We start from the raw sequence: 16249 nt of genomic DNA on the forward strand, positions 1-16249 counted from the left end.
GATCAGGCCTTGTTTTTCGCCGGTAACCGACATGTACGCTGGTGTTGCCATGGGAGGTGCTCCTTGCGGATAAAGTTAGGGTGCCCGGGAGGCGAAATCGCCCGGTGGGTGCCTGACTGTTATCAAGGAGCGTGCCAGCTTTTGCCACGTCCCCGGGAGCCGGGGACTTGACCGCTCTGGCTCGCGGGTTTGAGCGTTTTTTGAACAGCGATGAAAGCAAAAGTGCGCAACTTCTTGCGCAGTACTGNGTTGCGCACTCGGCTACAGGCGACGGTAACCGGGGGCTGTAGCGAAATAAGGCGGCGATTTCGCGAATCAAGTGCGCAAGAAGTTGCGCACCATGGCACATGGCTACTGCCTCTTCGGATCATCTAAAACCGAAATGACCAATCCATCGCCCCTTTTTGCCATTGCGCCACTGGCACGCCACCCTCCGATTCCTTGAAAGTCCCTGTCCAGAGCCCGTCGTGTTTTATGACCGGAAGGCTAGAGCGCGGCAAACCGTCTTATAAATGAAACACCGCCCTCAGCTATACTCCCCCGCATTTCGACCCGCCCCGAGGACTGACTGTGAAGAACTGGACGTTGCGCCAACGCATTTTGGCGAGCTTTGCGGTGATTATCGCCATCATGCTGCTGATGGTGGTCGTCTCGTATTCGCGGCTGCTGAAGATCGAGGCCAGTGAAAACAGCGTCCGTGACGACGCGATTCCCGGCGTCTATTACAGCTCGATGATTCGTGGCGCGTGGGTCGACAGTTACCTGCAGACCCAGGAACTGCTGGGCCTCAAGGAGGGGCAGGGCGTCAGCAGTGAAGATGCGGCCGATTACAAGGCTTTCGAATCCCGGCTTCAGGAACAGATGGCCAATTACCGTGGCACGGTGGTCACGGACGAGGACAAGCTCGAATTCGCGGCGTTCGAGAAGTATCACGATGCCTACCTGAAAATTCAGGATGCGGTGCTCGATCTGCACAAGCGAAATCTGGAAGCGGATGCGGTCAAGCTGTTCCACGAGCAACTGACTCCGACCTGGTACTCGGGCCGGATGAAGCTCAACGACATCATCAGCGAAAACAAGAGAGTCGCCGACCAGGCCATGGCCAACATCGACGAGGCCGTGGCGGCAGCCAAAGTCAGCATGTTTGTGTCGCTGGTGGTGGCGGTGCTGGCCGCCGGTTTCTGTGGTCTGTTGCTGATGCGCGCGATCATGGCGCCGATGAACCGTATCGTGCAGATCCTCGACATCATGCGCACCGGCGATCTGAGCAGCCGCTTGAATCTCGAGCGCAAGGACGAGTTCGGCGCCGTGGAAACCGGCTTCAACGACATGATGACCGAGCTCACCTCGCTGGTGTCCCAGGCCCAGCGCTCGTCGGTGCAGGTCACCACCTCGGTGACCGAGATCGCTGCGACCTCCAAGCAACAGCAAGCCACCGCCACCGAAACCGCTGCGACCACCACTGAAATCGGCGCGACGTCTCGCGAAATTGCGGCGACCTCCCGCGATCTCGTACGCACGATGACCGAAGTCTCCACCGCCGCCGATCAGGCCTCGGTGCTGGCCGGTTCCGGGCAGCAAGGCCTGGCGCGGATGGAAGACACCATGCATTCGGTGATGGGCGCGGCGGATCTGGTGAACGCCAAACTGGCGATCCTCAACGAGAAGGCCGGCAACATCAATCAGGTGGTGGTGACCATCGTCAAGGTCGCCGACCAGACCAACCTGCTGTCCCTGAACGCTGCGATCGAAGCGGAGAAGGCCGGCGAATACGGTCGCGGTTTTGCCGTGGTCGCCACCGAAGTGCGGCGTCTGGCGGATCAGACCGCTGTTGCCACGTATGACATCGAACAGATGGTCCGCGAGATCCAGTCGGCGGTGTCCGCCGGGGTGATGGGCATGGACAAGTTCTCCGAGGAAGTGCGTCGCGGCATGGCTGAAGTGCAGCAGGTCGGCGAGCAGCTGTCGCAGATCATCCATCAGGTGCAGGCGCTGGCGCCGCGGGTATTGATGGTCAACGAAGGCATGCAGGCCCAGGCCACCGGCGCCGAGCAGATCAACCATGCGCTGGTGCAGCTGGGTGATGCCAGCAGCCAGACCGTCGAGTCGTTGCGTCAGGCCAGTTTCGCCATCGACGAACTGAGCCAGGTGGCCGTGGGCCTGCGCAGCGGCGTTTCGCGATTCAAAGTCTGATGAGCGAAATCACCGCCAAACGCAGCGCTGCACCGGTGGCGAAGCAGGCGTTGTTTCTGCTGTTTCGCATCGGCAGCGAACGCTACGCCCTGCGCGCCACGGAAGTAGCCGAAGTGCTGCCGCGCCTGCCGTTGAAGCCGATTGCCCGGGCGCCGCACTGGGTGGCGGGGGTGTTCGCCTATCGCGGCACGGTGGTGCCGGTGATCGACCTCAGTGCCCTGACCTTCGGCCATCCTGCGCAAGCGCGCACCAGCACGCGACTGGTGCTGGTGCATTACCGCGCGGAAGACTCGCAACCCGCGCAGTGGTTGGGACTGATCCTCGAACAGGCCACCGACACCCTGCGCTGCAACCCGGATGAGTTTCAGTCGTACGGCCTCGACAATCGTCAGGCACCGTACCTGGGCCCGGTGCGCGAAGACGCGCAAGGGCTGGTGCAGTGGGTACGGGTCAACGACTTGCTCGACGAGTCGGTGCGCACGCTGTTGTTCCCGACACCGCCGCTGGATCCGGCGCGGCTTGAGGAGCAGCCATGAGCAGCGACCAGCGCTTCTTCGACTTTCTCAAGGAACGCATCGGCCTCGACGTCGCTTCGGTCGGGCCGGCGATCATCGAGCGGGCCGTGCGCCAGCGCATCACCCTGTCGCAAACGGTGAATGCCGATGAGTACTGGCAGACCCTGCAAGGCTCGCGGGATGAACAGCAGGCGCTGATCGAAGCGGTGATCGTCCCCGAGACCTGGTTTTTCCGTTACCCGGAATCCTTCGCCACCCTGGGCAAACTGGCGCGCAAACGCCTGGGCGAATTGAACAACATGCGCGCGCTGCGCATCCTCAGCCTGCCGTGTTCCACCGGTGAAGAACCCTATTCGATTGCCATGGCGTTGCTCGATGCCGGTCTCAAGCCCCATCAGTTCAAGGTCGATGGCATGGACGTCAGCCCGTTGTCGGTGGACAAGGCGCGGCGGGCGCTGTACGGCAAGAACTCGTTTCGCGGCCAGGAGCTGGATTTTCGCGAGCGGCATTTTTCTGCCGAGAACGAAGGTTACCGGGTGAGTGAAAGCGTCCGCGAGCAGGTGCGCTTGCATGTTGGCAACGTGCTCGATCCGTCATTGCTGGTCAACGAGCCGCCGTTCGATTTCGTGTTCTGCCGCAACTTGCTGATCTATTTCGATCAGCCAACCCAGCAGCAGGTATTTGCCGTGCTCAAGCGCCTGACCCATGTCGATGGCGTGCTGTTTATCGGCCCGGCCGAAGGCAGCCTGCTCGGGCGGCTCGGCATGCGTTCGATCGGAATTCCGCAGTCGTTCGCCTTCAGTCGTCACAGCGAACCGCAGCCCGAACCGTTGCCGATGCCGACCGCTATTCCGCTGCCGTTGCCTGTGCGCCAGCCGCTGCGCAGCACGCCACCGACGCCGGTGCGCAACCGTCCGTTTGCTGGCGTGACGCCTTTGCCCGCGACGGCTAAAAGCACAAATCCCGACGCCACGACCTTGTTGGCCAACATCGCCGCCCTGGCCAACGAAGGCAAAAGCGCAGAGGCCCGGGCTGCGTGCGAACAGTATTTGCGCAGCCATGAGCCGGTGGCCCAGGTGTTTTACTGGCTCGGCCTGTTGAGCGATGTCGCCGGCAGCGCCCTCGAAGCCCAGGGCTTTTACCGCAAGGCGCTCTACCTCGAACCGCAACACCCCGAAGCCTTGATGCACTTGGCTGCGTTGCTGCAGGCCCAGGGCGACACGGCCGGCGCCAGACGATTGCAGGAGCGCGCCGCCCGCAGCGGCCGCACCGCCGACAGTGAGCGTAAACGATGATCCCGTCCGACACCTTGAACGTCACCCACGAAGACGCCCGGGCCATCGACGATTGCTGGAACCGCATCGGCATCCACGGCGACAAGTCCTGTCCGCTGCTGGATGAGCACATCCATTGCCGCAATTGCTCGGTGTATTCCGCCGCCGCCACGCGCCTGCTCGACCGCTATGCGTTGCAGCAGGACGAGCGCGATCCGGTGGCGATCCAGGTCGAGACCGAGCTGAAGACCCGTTCGCTGCTGATGTTCCGCCTCGGCGAAGAATGGCTCGGTCTGGCCACCCGCAGTCTGGTGGAGGTCGCGCCGTTGCAGGCGATTCACTCGCTGCCGCACCAGCGCTCCCGGGCCTTGCTCGGCGTGGCGAACGTGCGCGGTGCGCTGGTGGCGTGCCTGTCACTGGTCGAACTGCTCGATCTCGACAGCAGCGCAGCCCCGGCGACCGGCGCGCGGATCATGCCGCGCATGCTGATCATCGCGGCCCAGGGCGGGCCGGTGGTGGTGCCGGTTGACGAAGTCGACGGGATTCACGCCATCGACGAGCGAATCCTCGACGCCGCGTCACGTTCCGGCGCACAGGCCAGTGCCAAATACACCCGAGGCGTGTTGCCTTTCAAAGGTCGCAGCCTGCGTTGGCTGGATGAAGAACAGCTGTTGTCCGCCGTGTCCCGGAGCCTCACATGACCCCCGAGCAAATGCGCGACGCCTCCTTGCTCGAGCTGTTCAGCCTCGAAGCCGAAGCCCAGACCCAGGTGCTCAGCGCCGGGCTGCTGGCGCTGGAGCGCAATCCGACCCAGGCCGATCAGCTCGAATCGTGCATGCGCGCGGCGCACTCGTTGAAAGGCGCGGCGCGGATCGTCGGCATCGACAGCGGCGTCAGCGTCGCCCACGTGATGGAAGATTGCCTGGTCAGTGCGCAGGAGGGGCGGTTGTTCCTGCGTCCGGAGCATATCGACGCGTTGTTGCAGGGCACCGATTTGCTGATGCGCATCGCCACCCCGGCCAACGGCCCGCAACCGGCGGACATCGAGGCTTATGTGGCGTTGATGGGCGGTTTGCTCGACCCGGCGGCACCGGCCGTGGTGCCCGCCGCTCAGAGCGCACCGCCGATGGCCGAGTTTCAGCTTCAGCCACTGCCGGTGGTTGAGCCAGCGCCGGTTGAAGTCTCGGTCGAGGTGACCGAGCCGGAGCCCGCGCCGCGCAAGAGCAAACGCACCACTGAAGGTGGCGAGCGGGTGCTGCGGGTCACCGCCGAACGCCTGAACAGCCTGCTCGACCTGTCGAGCAAATCCCTGGTGGAAACCCAGCGCCTCAAGCCGCACCTGGCCACCATGCAGCGCCTCAAACGCATGCAGAACAACGGCCTGCGGGCGCTGGAAAGTCTTAACGTTCATCTCAAGGAACACGCCCTGAGCCTTGAAGCTCAAGAGGCGCTGGAAGACGCGCGACGTTTGCTCGCCGAATCCCAGCAGTTGCTGGCAGAGAAAAACGCCGAACTCGACGAGTTTGCCTGGCAGGCGAGTCAGCGTGCGCAAGTGCTCTATGACACCGCGCTGGCCTGCCGCATGCGGCCGTTCGCCGATGTGCTGTCGGGTCAGGTGCGGATGGTGCGCGACCTCGGCCGCAGCCTCGGCAAGCAGGTGCGGCTGGAGATCGAGGGCGAGAAGACTCAGGTCGACCGCGATGTACTGGAAAAACTCGAAGCACCGCTGACGCACCTGCTGCGCAACGCGGTCGATCACGGCATCGAAACCCCACAGGAACGCCTGCTCAAGGGCAAGCCCGAGGAAGGCCTGATCCGTCTGCGCGCCTCGCATCAGGCCGGTCTGCTGGTGCTGGAACTGAGCGACGACGGCAATGGTGTGGATCTGGAAAAAGTCCGCCGCAGCATCGTCGAACGCCAGTTGTCGCCCGCGGAAACCGCCGCCCAGTTGAGTGAAGAGGAACTGCTGACCTTCCTGTTTCTGCCGGGTTTCAGTCTGCGCGACAAGGTCACCGAAGTGTCGGGTCGTGGCGTCGGTCTCGATGCTGTTCAGCACATGGTCCGCCAGTTGCGCGGTGCGGTGGTGCTGGAGCAGACGGCGGGCGAGGGCAGTCGTTTCTATCTCGAAGTGCCGCTGACCCTGTCGGTGGTGCGCAGCCTGGTGGTGGAGGTCGGCGACGAGGCCTATGCCTTCCCGCTGGCGCACATCGAGCGCATGTGCGACCTGGCGCCGGAGGACATCGTGCAGGTCGAAGGGCGCCAGCATTTCTGGCACGAAGGCCGGCACGTCGGGCTGGTGGCGGCCAGTCAGTTGTTGCAACGCCCGGCCAGCCAGAACAGCGGCGAGACCCTGAAGGTCGTGGTGATCCGCGAGCGTGATGCGATCTACGGCGTGGCGGTCGAGCGCTTCATCGGCGAGCGCACGCTGGTGGTGCTGCCACTGGACGAACGGCTGGGCAAGGTGCAGGACATTTCCGCCGGGGCCTTGCTCGACGATGGCTCGGTGGTGCTGATCGTCGATGTTGAAGACATGCTGCGTTCGGTGGACAAACTGCTCAATACCGGGCGTCTGGAGCGCATTGCCCGCCACGGTAATCAGGCCGCGGAAGCCGCGCGCAAACGGATTCTGGTGGTCGACGACTCGCTGACCGTGCGCGAGCTGCAACGCAAGCTGCTGCTCAATCGCGGCTACGACGTGGCCGTTGCGGTGGACGGCATGGACGGCTGGAACGCCCTGCGCTCCGAGGACTTCGATCTGCTGATCACCGACATTGACATGCCGCGCATGGACGGCATCGAACTGGTCTCGCTGCTGCGCCGCGACAACCGTCTGCAATCGTTGCCGGTGATGGTGGTGTCCTACAAGGATCGCGAGGAAGATCGCCGCCGTGGACTGGACGCCGGCGCCGACTATTATCTGGCCAAGGCCAGTTTTCATGACGACGCCCTGCTCGACGCGGTGGTTGAGCTCATCGGAGGAGCGCGGGCATGAAGATCGCAATCGTCAATGACATGCCTCTGGCGGTGGAAGCCCTGCGTCGTGCGCTGGCCTTCGAGCCGGCGCATCAGGTGGTGTGGGTCGCCAGCAACGGCGCCGAAGCGGTGCGCCTGTGCGCGGAAAACACCCCGGACCTGATCCTGATGGACCTGATCATGCCGGTGATGGATGGCGTCGAGGCCACCCGCCGGATCATGGCCGAGAGCCCGTGCGCGATCGTCATCGTCACCGTGGACCGCCAGCAGAACGTGCACCGGGTGTTCGAAGCCATGGGCCACGGCGCGCTGGACGTGGTCGACACCCCGGCCATCGGCGGTGGCAACCCTCAGGAAGCGGCGGCGCCACTGCTGCGTAAAATCCTTAATATCGGCTGGCTGATCGGCGAGAAAACCGCCCGCTCGCGCCCCGTTCCTGCGGCACCGCGCAGTACCGCCTCGCGCCAGCGGCTGGTGGCGATCGGCTCTTCGGCCGGTGGTCCGGCGGCGCTGGAAGTCTTGCTCAAGGGCCTGCCGCGCCACTTTTCGGCGGCCATCGTGCTGGTGCAGCATGTTGATCAGGTATTCGCCGCCGGCATGGCCGAATGGCTGGCCAGCGCCAGCGGCCTGGACGTGCGTCTGGCCCGCGAAGGCGAACCGCCGCAGGCCGGCGCGGTGTTGCTGGCCGGCACCAACCACCATATTCGTTTGCTCAAGAACGGCACGCTGGCCTACACCGCCGAGCCGGTCAACGAGATCTACCGCCCCTCGATCGACGTGTTTTTCGAAAGCGTCGCCAACTACTGGAACGGTGACGCAGTAGGGGTTTTATTGACAGGGATGGGACGCGACGGGGCGCAAGGGCTTAAGCTCATGCGTCAACAGGGTTATCTGACCATCGCGCAGGATCAGCAAAGCAGTGCGGTGTACGGCATGCCCAAGGCTGCCGCAGCCATCGACGCGGCCGTAGAAATCCGTCCACTGGAAAAGATAGCGCCACGATTGCTGGAGATTTTCCCTAAATGAACACATCCATCCGCAATCCTGGCCCCCGCAGCACTCAGGTGACCGCCCATGAATGACTTACAGATCGATGACATCAAAACCGACGAGAACGCCGCCATGGTGTTGTTGGTGGACGATCAGGCGATGATCGGCGAAGCCGTGCGCCGTGGGCTGTCGAATGAGGAGAACATTGACTTCCACTTCTGCTCCGACCCGCATCTTGCCGTGGCACATGCGGTGCGGATCAAGCCGACCGTGATCCTGCAGGATCTGGTGATGCCCGGCCTCGACGGCCTGAGTCTGGTGCGCGAATACCGCAATCACCCGGCGACCAAAGACATTCCGATCATCGTCCTGTCGACCAAGGAAGACCCGCTGATCAAGAGCGCGGCGTTCTCCGCCGGGGCCAACGATTATCTGGTGAAACTGCCGGACAACATCGAGCTGGTGGCGCGTATTCGCTATCACTCGCGCTCCTACATGACGTTGCTGCAAAGGGACGCGGCCTACCGCGCGTTACGGGTCAGCCAGCAGCAATTGCTCGACACCAACCTCGTCCTGCAACGGCTGATGAACTCCGACGGCCTGACCGGGCTGTCCAACCGCCGGCACTTCGACGAATACCTGGAACTGGAATGGCGTCGTTCGTTGCGCGACCAGAGCCAGTTGTCGTTGCTGATGATCGACGTCGATTACTTCAAGTCCTACAACGACACCTTCGGTCACGTCGAAGGTGACGAAGCCTTGCGCAAGGTCGCCACGGCAATCCGCGAGGCCAGCGCCCGGCCGTCCGATCTGCCGGCGCGTTATGGCGGCGAAGAGTTTGCGCTGGTGCTGCCCAACACCTCGCCGGGCGGGGCACGGCTGGTAGCGGAAAAGCTGCGCCAGACGGTCGCGGCGCTGAAGATTCCGCACAATGCCCCGGCCGAAGGATCGAGCCTGACCATCAGCATCGGTCTGGCGACCATGGTGCCGGAGTCGGGCAGCGACTGCCGGTTGCTGATCTCGGCGGCGGATCGCGGCCTGTACCTGGCCAAGAACAACGGGCGCAATCAGGTCGGCATCGAATAGGTACGCGATACCCTTGTGGGAGCGGGCTTGCTCGCGAATGCGGTGGGTCATGCAGCAATGATGTCGACTGATACTCCGCCTTCGCGGGCAAGCCCGCTCCCACAGGGATCTGTGTCAGGCCATGTCAAGTGAATCGCCTCAAGAGCCGCCAGACGGGCTGCCGTGACAGCTTGATTACGTTATACTCGCCGGCTTTCAAAAGTTCGCCAACGAGTGCTGCCCGTCATGGAAATCAACCCGATCCTGAACACCATCAAGGACCTGTCCGAGCGCTCCGAAACTATTCGGGGGTATCTTTGACTACGATCAAAAGCATGAGCGTCTGATCGAAGTCAATCGCGAGCTTGAAGATCCTGCAGTCTGGAACAAACCTGAATACGCTCAGGAACTGGGCCGCGAGCGCGCTGCGCTGGCGCAGATCGTCGACACCCTCGACGAACTGAACGGTGGCCTGGCCGATTGCCGCGAGCTGCTGGACATGGCCGTTGAAGAGAACGACGAGGGCGCGGTCAACGACGTCGTCGAAGTCCTTCAAGGTCTCGAAGAGTCCCTGTCCAAGCTCGAATTCCGCCGTATGTTCAGCCACGAGATGGATCCGAACAACGCCTACCTGGACATCCAGGCCGGTTCCGGCGGCACCGAAGCCCAGGACTGGGCCAACATCCTGCTGCGCATGTACCTGCGCTGGGCCGACAAACGCGGTTTCGACGCGACCATCATGGAGCTGTCGGCCGGTGAAGTCGCCGGGATCAAGGGTGCGACCGTGCACATCAAGGGTGAATACGCCTTTGGCTGGCTGCGTACCGAGATCGGCGTGCACCGTCTGGTGCGCAAGAGCCCGTTCGACTCCGGCAACCGTCGCCACACCTCGTTCTCCGCGGTTTTCGTTTCGCCAGAGATCGATGACAAGGTGGAAATCGAAATCAACCCGGCAGACTTGCGGATCGACACCTATCGTTCCTCCGGTGCCGGTGGTCAGCACGTAAACACCACCGACTCGGCCGTACGTATCACCCACGTACCGACCAACACCGTGGTGAGCTGCCAGAACGAACGTTCCCAGCACGCCAACAAGGACACCGCCATGAAAATGTTGCGGGCCAAGTTGTACGAGCAGGAGATGCAGAAGCGCAACGCCGCGTCCCAGGCCCTGGAAGACACCAAGTCGGACATCGGCTGGGGTCACCAGATCCGTTCGTACGTGCTCGATGCGTCGCGGATCAAGGATTTGCGCACCAACATCGAACGCAGTGACTGCGACAAGGTGCTCGACGGCGACATCGACGAATACCTGGAAGCCAGCCTGAAATCGGGGCTGTAAGCTTTCAACCGACCTCAAGTCCCCCGTCGCCGGCGGGGGCAACGAACCTGTGATGGAATATTTAAAGACATGAGCGACCAACAACTCGACCAGGCCCTGCAACAGGAAGAAAACTCCCTGATCGCCCTGCGCAAGGAAAAGCTTGCTGCCGAGCGCGCCAAGGGCAATGCCTTCCCGAACGACTTCCGCCGCGACAACTATTGCGATGCACTGCAGAAACAGTACGCGGACAAGACCAAGGAAGAGCTGGCAGAGGCGGCGATCCCGGTCAAGGTTGCAGGTCGCATCATGCTCAACCGTGGCTCGTTCATGGTGATTCAGGACATGACCGGTCGCATCCAGGTCTACGTCAACCGCAAGACCCTGTCCGAAGAAACCCTGGCCGCAGTGAAAACCTGGGACATGGGCGACATCATCGCCGCCGAAGGCACCCTGGCCCGTTCCGGCAAGGGCGACCTGTACGTCGAAATGACCAGCGTGCGCCTGCTGACCAAATCCCTGCGCCCGCTGCCGGACAAGCACCACGGCCTGACCGACACCGAACAGCGCTACCGTCAGCGCTACGTTGACCTGATCGTCAACGAAGACGTGCGTCAGACCTTCCGCGTGCGTTCGCAAGTGATCGCGCACATCCGCAGCTTCCTGATGAAGCGTGACTTCCTCGAAGTCGAAACGCCGATGCTGCAGACCATTCCCGGCGGCGCCGCAGCCAAGCCGTTCGAAACCCACCACAACGCGCTGGACATGGAAATGTTCCTGCGTATCGCCCCAGAGCTGTACCTCAAGCGTCTGGTGGTTGGCGGCTTCGAAAAAGTGTTCGAGATCAACCGCAACTTCCGTAACGAAGGCGTTTCGACGCGTCACAACCCTGAATTCACCATGTTGGAGTTCTACCAGGCTTACGCCGACTACGAAGACAACATGGATCTGACCGAAGAGCTGTTCCGTGAACTGGCGCAGTTGGTTCTGGGCAGCACTGACGTGCCGTACGGCGACAAGGTGTTCCACTTCGGCGAGCCGTTCGTGCGTCTGTCGGTGTTCGACTCGATCCTCAAGTACAACCCCGAGCTGACTGCCGATGACCTGAATGACATCGACAAGGCGCGCGCCATCGCCAAGAAGGCCGGCGCCAAGGTGCTGGGCTTCGAAGGTCTGGGCAAGCTGCAGGTGATGATTTTCGAAGAGCTGGTCGAGCACAAGCTGGAGCAGCCGCACTTCATCACCCAGTATCCGTTCGAAGTGTCGCCGCTGGCCCGTCGCAACGACGACAACCCGAACGTCACCGACCGCTTCGAGCTGTTCATCGGCGGCCGTGAAATCGCCAACGCCTACTCCGAGCTGAACGACGCGGAAGACCAGGCCGAGCGCTTCATGGCCCAGGTGGCCGACAAGGACGCCGGCGACGACGAAGCCATGCACTACGACGCCGACTTCGTTCGTGCGCTGGAGTACGGCATGCCGCCAACGGCCGGCGAAGGTATCGGCATCGACCGCCTGGTGATGCTGCTGACCAACTCCCCGTCGATCCGCGACGTGATCCTGTTCCCGCACATGCGGCCACAAGCGTAAGTGTTTCAATAAAAAAGCCGCCTGAAATGGGCGGCTTTTTATTGCCTGTCTGGTACAAACGTATCAAATGGTTAATTTTGAAGAAAACAACAGAGGTATGCCTGTCGTGATCGGTGCAATGGCTCAAGAGGGTGCAGCGGGAATCGCCACTGCGGTCGCTGAAAGTGTTCAGTACCAGGGCCGCAAGGCCAGCCGGCAGGGCAGTGAACAGCGTCGACAGGACATTCTCGATGCGGCGATGCGCATTGTCGTGCGCGATGGCGTGCGGGCCGTGCGTCACCGTGCGGTGGCGGCCGAGGCCGGTGTGCCGCTGTCGGCCACCACGTATTACTTCAAGGACATCGATGACCTGCTCACCGATACCTTTGCCCAGTACGTCGAACGCAGCGCGGCCTACATGGCCAAGCTGTGGATCAACAACGAAGGCCTGCTGCGCGAAATGGTGGTCAGCGGCGACGGCAGCCCGGAGTCGCGTTCGCAACTGGCCGACGATATCGCGCGGTTGATGGCCGACTACGTGCACCGGCAACTGGTGAATCGTCGCGAGCATTTGATGGCCGAACAGGCGTTCCGTCAGGAGGCGCTGCTGAACCCGCGTCTGGCGGAATTGGTGCGTTCCCATCAGCAGATTCTGTTGCAGGGCACCTGCCAGTTGTTCCAGGTATTGGGCTCACGCGAGCCACAGCAGGATGCCAAGGTGTTGACGGCGATTATCGGACGGATGGAATATCAGGGCCTGCTCAACGACGCCGAGCCTTTGGCCGAAGAGGACATGCTCGGCATTCTGACGCGCTATATGCACCTGGTACTCGCGTCGGTGTAATTCTCGACCCTGATCGTTCCCACGCTCTGCGTGGGAATGCCGCCATGGACGCTCCGCGTCCAATGTGACGCAGAGCGTCACTGTATGCATTCCCACGCGGAGCGTAGGAACGATCAGAAGAAACGGGTGTTCAAGGGAGTGTCGAATGAAAGCCTGGCGTGGCGTGCTGATCGCCTTGTCGTTCCTGCTGCTCAGCGGATGTCTGGTGACCTTCCGCGAGCCGCTGCCCGCCAGTGAACCGGCACCCAAGGGCCTGCTCGGCCGATGGTCGAGCACCAATGCCTGGGGCGAGCCGATGAATCTGGAGCTGTCGCGCCTGGGCAACGACCGCTATCAAGCGGTTGCGTATTTCAAAGCCAAACCCCGGGAGCGTGAAGCCTATCCGTTTACGGTGTCGCGTCACGGCAACCGCTGGTACCTCTCGGCGAAGGTGCCGGCGCAATACGGCGGGCACTTCACCATCGCCGGCTTCGAGATCACCGACAAACGTGAACTGGTGATTTACAACCTCGACCTCGAACAGATCAACCAGGCCATCGCCCAGAAAACCCTCGACGGCCAGGGCTTCCAGACCGATGACGGCGAGGGTGTGCAGGTCGACAGCCCGCTTGAAAAGGTCTTTGCTTACCTCGACGACCCGGCCAATTCCGACGTTTTCGTCGAAGCGGCGCGCTATCAGCATCAGGCCAAGGCCAAATAATTCAGTTCGTCACGTTTTCTACAGGAGTTTCGGGTGGACGATTACCAGCAGACGATACGCATTCTGTCCGATCGCATAGTGCTGGCACAGACGCCGATCCGCGTGCTCGACGCGGTCAAGTGGGACGAGAACATCCGCAAGGGCTTCCTCAAGGCCAAGGGCAAGGAATTGCCGGCGGTGGACCGCGACTACTACCTCAACCGGCCGCTGTCCTTCGATTCGAGCAAGGTCAAGCTGGAATTCCAGAACATCGAACGGGACATCACCCGTCAACTCGGCCAGTTCAATCCGGTCGGCCAGATCATGCGTCGCATGTGCAAGGAATACCGGATGGTGGTGCGCATGCTCGAAGCGCGCGGCACCGAGGATTTCGGCCTGATTTCCCAGGAACTGTACGGCGCCGCGTCCGATGCGTTCCACGCCGGTGACCCGACCCTGGCCGACCTCGGCCTGATGATGTCGGATTACCTGAACAACATCGACGGCCGTGGCGATCTGAAGGACGAACCGAAGACCCTTACCGCCAAGGACGCCGTTCACCTGTTGCAAACCCGCCTGAACAAAGTGTTCGGCGAGGCCGAGGAAACCATCCGCGTGTTTGAGTCCGACGGTATCGTCGCCGACGCGGCGGCGGGTGCCGACTACATCAAGATTCGCACCGATGCGATGTTCAACGACCGCGACGTGCGCGCGCTGGAAGTCCACGAAGGCCTGGTGCACGTCGGCACCACCCTCAACGGTCTGAACCAGCCGATCTGCACCTTTCTGTCCAAGGGCCCGCCCTCGTCGACGGTGACCCAGGAAGGCCTGGCGATCCTGATGGAAATCATCACCTTCGCCTCCTACCCCAGCCGCCTGCGCAAACTGACCAACCGCACCCGCGCCATTCACATGGTCGAGGAGGGCGCGGACTTTCTGCAGATCTTCGAGTTCTTCCGCGAGCAGGGCTTCGAGATGGCGGAAAGCTACGGCAACGCCAGTCGCGTTTTCCGTGGATCGACGCCGACCGGTCTGCCATTCACCAAAGACTTGTCCTACCTCAAGGGCTTCATCATGGTTTACAACTACATTCAGTTGGCCGTGCGCAAGGGCAAGCTCGAGCAGATCCCGCTGTTGTTCTGCGGCAAGACTACGCTGGAGGACATGCGAACCTTGCGTCAGCTGGTGGACGAAGGCCTGGTGGTGCCGCCCAAGTACCTGCCGGACCAGTTCCGTGACATGAACGCGCTGTCGGCGTGGATGTGCTTCTCCAACTTCCTCAATCACTTGAGCCTGGACCGGATCGAGGCGGATTACTCCAACATCCTGTAACCACAACGATTGATCGTTCCCATGCTCTGCGTGGGAATGCATCCCGTGACGCTCTGCGTCACAGTGGACGCGGAGCGTCCATGGCGGCATTCCCACGCGGACGGTTCGACGCCTCGACGTGGGAACGATCTAATTCCAACTCGAAATTTTGCGAGGTTTCACCGGATGAGAATCCTCGGCATCCTTTGCCTGCTCCTGACCCTCGGCGGTTGCAGCTCCTTGCTGTTCTATCCCGAGCCGGGTCAGATCTTCACGCCGGAAAAGGCCAAACTCGAATACCGCACCGTCACCCTGACCACCGCCGACGGCCTCAAACTGAACGCCTGGTGGCTGCCGGCCAAACCGGGTGTCGAGGTCAAGGGCACAGTGCTGCACCTGCATGGCAACGGCGGCAACCTGCCGATGCACCTGGGCGGGAGCTGGTGGCTGCCGAAGAACGGCTATCAAGTGCTGCTGGTGGACTATCGCGGTTACGGCCTGTCCGAGGGCGAACCAAGTCTGCCGGCGATCTATCAGGACATCGATGCCGCCTTCGCCTGGCTGGACAAGGCGCCTGAGGTCAAAGGCAAACCGCTGGTGCTGCTGGGCCAAAGCCTCGGCGGGGCGATGGCCGTGCACTGGCTGGTGCAACATCCGCAAAGACAAAAGCAGCTCAAGGCCCTGGTGCTCGACGGCGTGCCCGCCAGTTACCGCAGCGTCGGCCAATACGCCCTCAGCACCTCGTGGCTGACGTGGCCGTTTCAGGTGCCGCTGTCGTGGCTGGTGCCGGATGGCGACAGTGCGATCAACGCCATGCCGCAGCTCAACGGCGTACCGAAACTGATCTTCCACAGCCTCGACGACCCGCTGGTGCCCCTTTCCAACGGCATCCGTCTGTATCAAGCTGCGCCGCCACCGCGTGTGCTGCAACTGACTCGGGGCGGGCATGTGCAGACCTTCGGCGATCCGGTCTGGCGTCAGGTGATGCTGCGTTACCTCGACGATCCCGAACACTTCAACGGCCTGCGCCGCCTCGGCGAGATCCCGAATTATCCAACACCCCCGAATTCTGAAGACGAACCACCAGAGAGTCCGCAATGAGTGAAGAACGCAACGCCATCCCGCTGATCATCACCGGTATCTGCAGCATCCTCGGCACCGTCGGCGCCCTGTGGTACTACGGCTACCTGCACTTCGCCAAACCCGAGGATGCGTTGCTGCTCAACGAATTCACCATGCTCAAGACCGTTCCCGGCGAAGACTACAAGGTCTCGCTGACGCCGGCGCCGCAAGTGGCGCAATGCATCGATGGCGTGCTGGTGCTGTTCGATACCGAGCAGAAAGGCCTGACCGGGGTGCTGGTCAACAGTCAGAAAAAGGCTGTGCGCTGCATGGGCCAAGAGACGCCGCAGAAGCTTGAGCAATAATTCAGTTCCATGTGGGAGCGAGCTTGCTCGCGATCGCGGTGGATCAGTCAAATAATTGCTGACTGAAAGGACGCTATCGCGAGCAAGC

The 16249-nt window shown here is 62.1% G+C and carries 14 protein-coding genes; all 14 read left to right on the forward strand.

All coding sequences use genetic code 11. The features are described from left to right. The first annotated feature begins 570 nt into the window (after nt 1–570). The 14 genes from ACTJK7_RS22395 (at nt 571) to ACTJK7_RS22460 (ending at nt 16161) form a co-directional block, all read left to right on the forward strand. Entirely contained in the window at nt 571–2193 is a 1623-nt protein-coding gene (locus ACTJK7_RS22395) for a methyl-accepting chemotaxis protein (protein WP_323151261.1), read from the forward strand. Further along, nucleotides 2193–2729: a chemotaxis protein CheW gene (locus ACTJK7_RS22400; RefSeq protein ID WP_011332640.1), complete on the forward strand. Its 537-nt coding sequence runs from the start codon at nt 2193–2195 to the stop codon at nt 2727–2729. The genes ACTJK7_RS22395 and ACTJK7_RS22400 overlap by 1 nt, the downstream gene beginning before the upstream one ends. Continuing rightward, the gene (locus tag ACTJK7_RS22405) at nt 2726–4003 is read left to right on the forward strand and encodes a CheR family methyltransferase (RefSeq protein ID WP_011332641.1); all 1278 of its coding nucleotides are present in this window, start codon (nt 2726–2728) and stop codon (nt 4001–4003) included. The genes ACTJK7_RS22400 and ACTJK7_RS22405 overlap by 4 nt, the downstream gene beginning before the upstream one ends. Then, entirely contained in the window at nt 4000–4683 is a 684-nt protein-coding gene (locus tag ACTJK7_RS22410; protein ID WP_011332642.1) for a chemotaxis protein CheW, read from the forward strand. The genes ACTJK7_RS22405 and ACTJK7_RS22410 overlap by 4 nt, the downstream gene beginning before the upstream one ends. Further along, a complete protein-coding gene (locus ACTJK7_RS22415; protein WP_011332643.1) occupies nt 4680–6974 on the forward strand; it encodes a hybrid sensor histidine kinase/response regulator in 2295 nt (764 codons plus the stop codon). Before ACTJK7_RS22410 ends, ACTJK7_RS22415 begins: the two co-directional genes overlap by 4 nt. Next, nucleotides 6971–7981 carry a chemotaxis response regulator protein-glutamate methylesterase gene (locus ACTJK7_RS22420; RefSeq protein WP_440781032.1) on the forward strand — a complete coding sequence of 337 codons (1011 nt, stop codon included), beginning with the start codon at nt 6971–6973 and terminating at the stop codon, nt 7979–7981. Before ACTJK7_RS22415 ends, ACTJK7_RS22420 begins: the two co-directional genes overlap by 4 nt. A gap of 48 nt (nt 7982–8029) precedes the next feature. Then, nucleotides 8030–9031, forward strand: a complete 1002-nt coding sequence (locus tag ACTJK7_RS22425; RefSeq protein ID WP_011332645.1) for a response regulator — start codon at nt 8030–8032, stop codon at nt 9029–9031. A gap of 225 nt (nt 9032–9256) precedes the next feature. Further along, a protein-coding gene (gene prfB / locus ACTJK7_RS22430; RefSeq protein WP_102621447.1) for a peptide chain release factor 2 occupies nt 9257–10352 on the forward strand; the annotation gives its coding sequence in 2 pieces (ribosomal slippage) (nt 9257–9328 and nt 9330–10352; 1095 coding nt in all). A gap of 69 nt (nt 10353–10421) precedes the next feature. Further along, entirely contained in the window at nt 10422–11921 is a 1500-nt protein-coding gene (gene lysS, locus ACTJK7_RS22435; RefSeq protein ID WP_011332646.1) for a lysine--tRNA ligase, read from the forward strand. Between the two features lie 118 nt (nt 11922–12039). Next, nucleotides 12040–12744, forward strand: a complete 705-nt coding sequence (locus ACTJK7_RS22440) for a TetR/AcrR family transcriptional regulator (protein WP_011332647.1) — start codon at nt 12040–12042, stop codon at nt 12742–12744. Nucleotides 12745–12889: 145 nt separating this feature from the next. Beyond that, complete coding sequence (locus ACTJK7_RS22445) at nt 12890–13444, forward strand: hypothetical protein (protein ID WP_064378959.1); 555 nt, start codon at nt 12890–12892, stop codon at nt 13442–13444. 33 nt (nt 13445–13477) lie between these two features. Continuing rightward, on the forward strand, nt 13478–14755 hold the full coding sequence (locus ACTJK7_RS22450; RefSeq protein WP_011332649.1) for a flavohemoglobin expression-modulating QEGLA motif protein: 1278 nt from the start codon (nt 13478–13480) through the stop codon (nt 14753–14755). A gap of 165 nt (nt 14756–14920) precedes the next feature. Beyond that, a complete protein-coding gene (locus ACTJK7_RS22455) occupies nt 14921–15835 on the forward strand; it encodes an alpha/beta hydrolase (RefSeq protein WP_007954702.1) in 915 nt (304 codons plus the stop codon). Continuing rightward, a complete protein-coding gene (locus ACTJK7_RS22460) occupies nt 15832–16161 on the forward strand; it encodes a hypothetical protein (RefSeq protein ID WP_064378960.1) in 330 nt (109 codons plus the stop codon). The genes ACTJK7_RS22455 and ACTJK7_RS22460 overlap by 4 nt, the downstream gene beginning before the upstream one ends. Nucleotides 16162–16249: the final 88 nt, after the last annotated feature.

The sequence above is a fragment of the Pseudomonas sp. 22085 genome (assembly GCF_052045815.1).
Classification (GTDB): domain Bacteria; phylum Pseudomonadota; class Gammaproteobacteria; order Pseudomonadales; family Pseudomonadaceae; genus Aquipseudomonas; species Aquipseudomonas glycinae.

Coding starts and splice junctions, on each gene's coding strand:
- ACTJK7_RS22455 (WP_007954702.1), top strand. CDS start 14,921: ATGAGAATCCTCGGCATCCTTTGCCTGCTCCTGACCCTCGGCGGTTGC.
- ACTJK7_RS22400 (WP_011332640.1), top strand. CDS start 2,193: ATGAGCGAAATCACCGCCAAACGCAGCGCTGCACCGGTGGCGAAGCAG.
- ACTJK7_RS22415 (WP_011332643.1), top strand. CDS start 4,680: ATGACCCCCGAGCAAATGCGCGACGCCTCCTTGCTCGAGCTGTTCAGC.
- lysS (WP_011332646.1), top strand. CDS start 10,422: ATGAGCGACCAACAACTCGACCAGGCCCTGCAACAGGAAGAAAACTCC.
- ACTJK7_RS22445 (WP_064378959.1), top strand. CDS start 12,890: ATGAAAGCCTGGCGTGGCGTGCTGATCGCCTTGTCGTTCCTGCTGCTC.
- ACTJK7_RS22440 (WP_011332647.1), top strand. CDS start 12,040: ATGGCTCAAGAGGGTGCAGCGGGAATCGCCACTGCGGTCGCTGAAAGT.
- ACTJK7_RS22460 (WP_064378960.1), top strand. CDS start 15,832: ATGAGTGAAGAACGCAACGCCATCCCGCTGATCATCACCGGTATCTGC.
- ACTJK7_RS22420 (WP_440781032.1), top strand. CDS start 6,971: ATGAAGATCGCAATCGTCAATGACATGCCTCTGGCGGTGGAAGCCCTG.
- ACTJK7_RS22405 (WP_011332641.1), top strand. CDS start 2,726: ATGAGCAGCGACCAGCGCTTCTTCGACTTTCTCAAGGAACGCATCGGC.
- ACTJK7_RS22425 (WP_011332645.1), top strand. CDS start 8,030: ATGAATGACTTACAGATCGATGACATCAAAACCGACGAGAACGCCGCC.
- ACTJK7_RS22410 (WP_011332642.1), top strand. CDS start 4,000: ATGATCCCGTCCGACACCTTGAACGTCACCCACGAAGACGCCCGGGCC.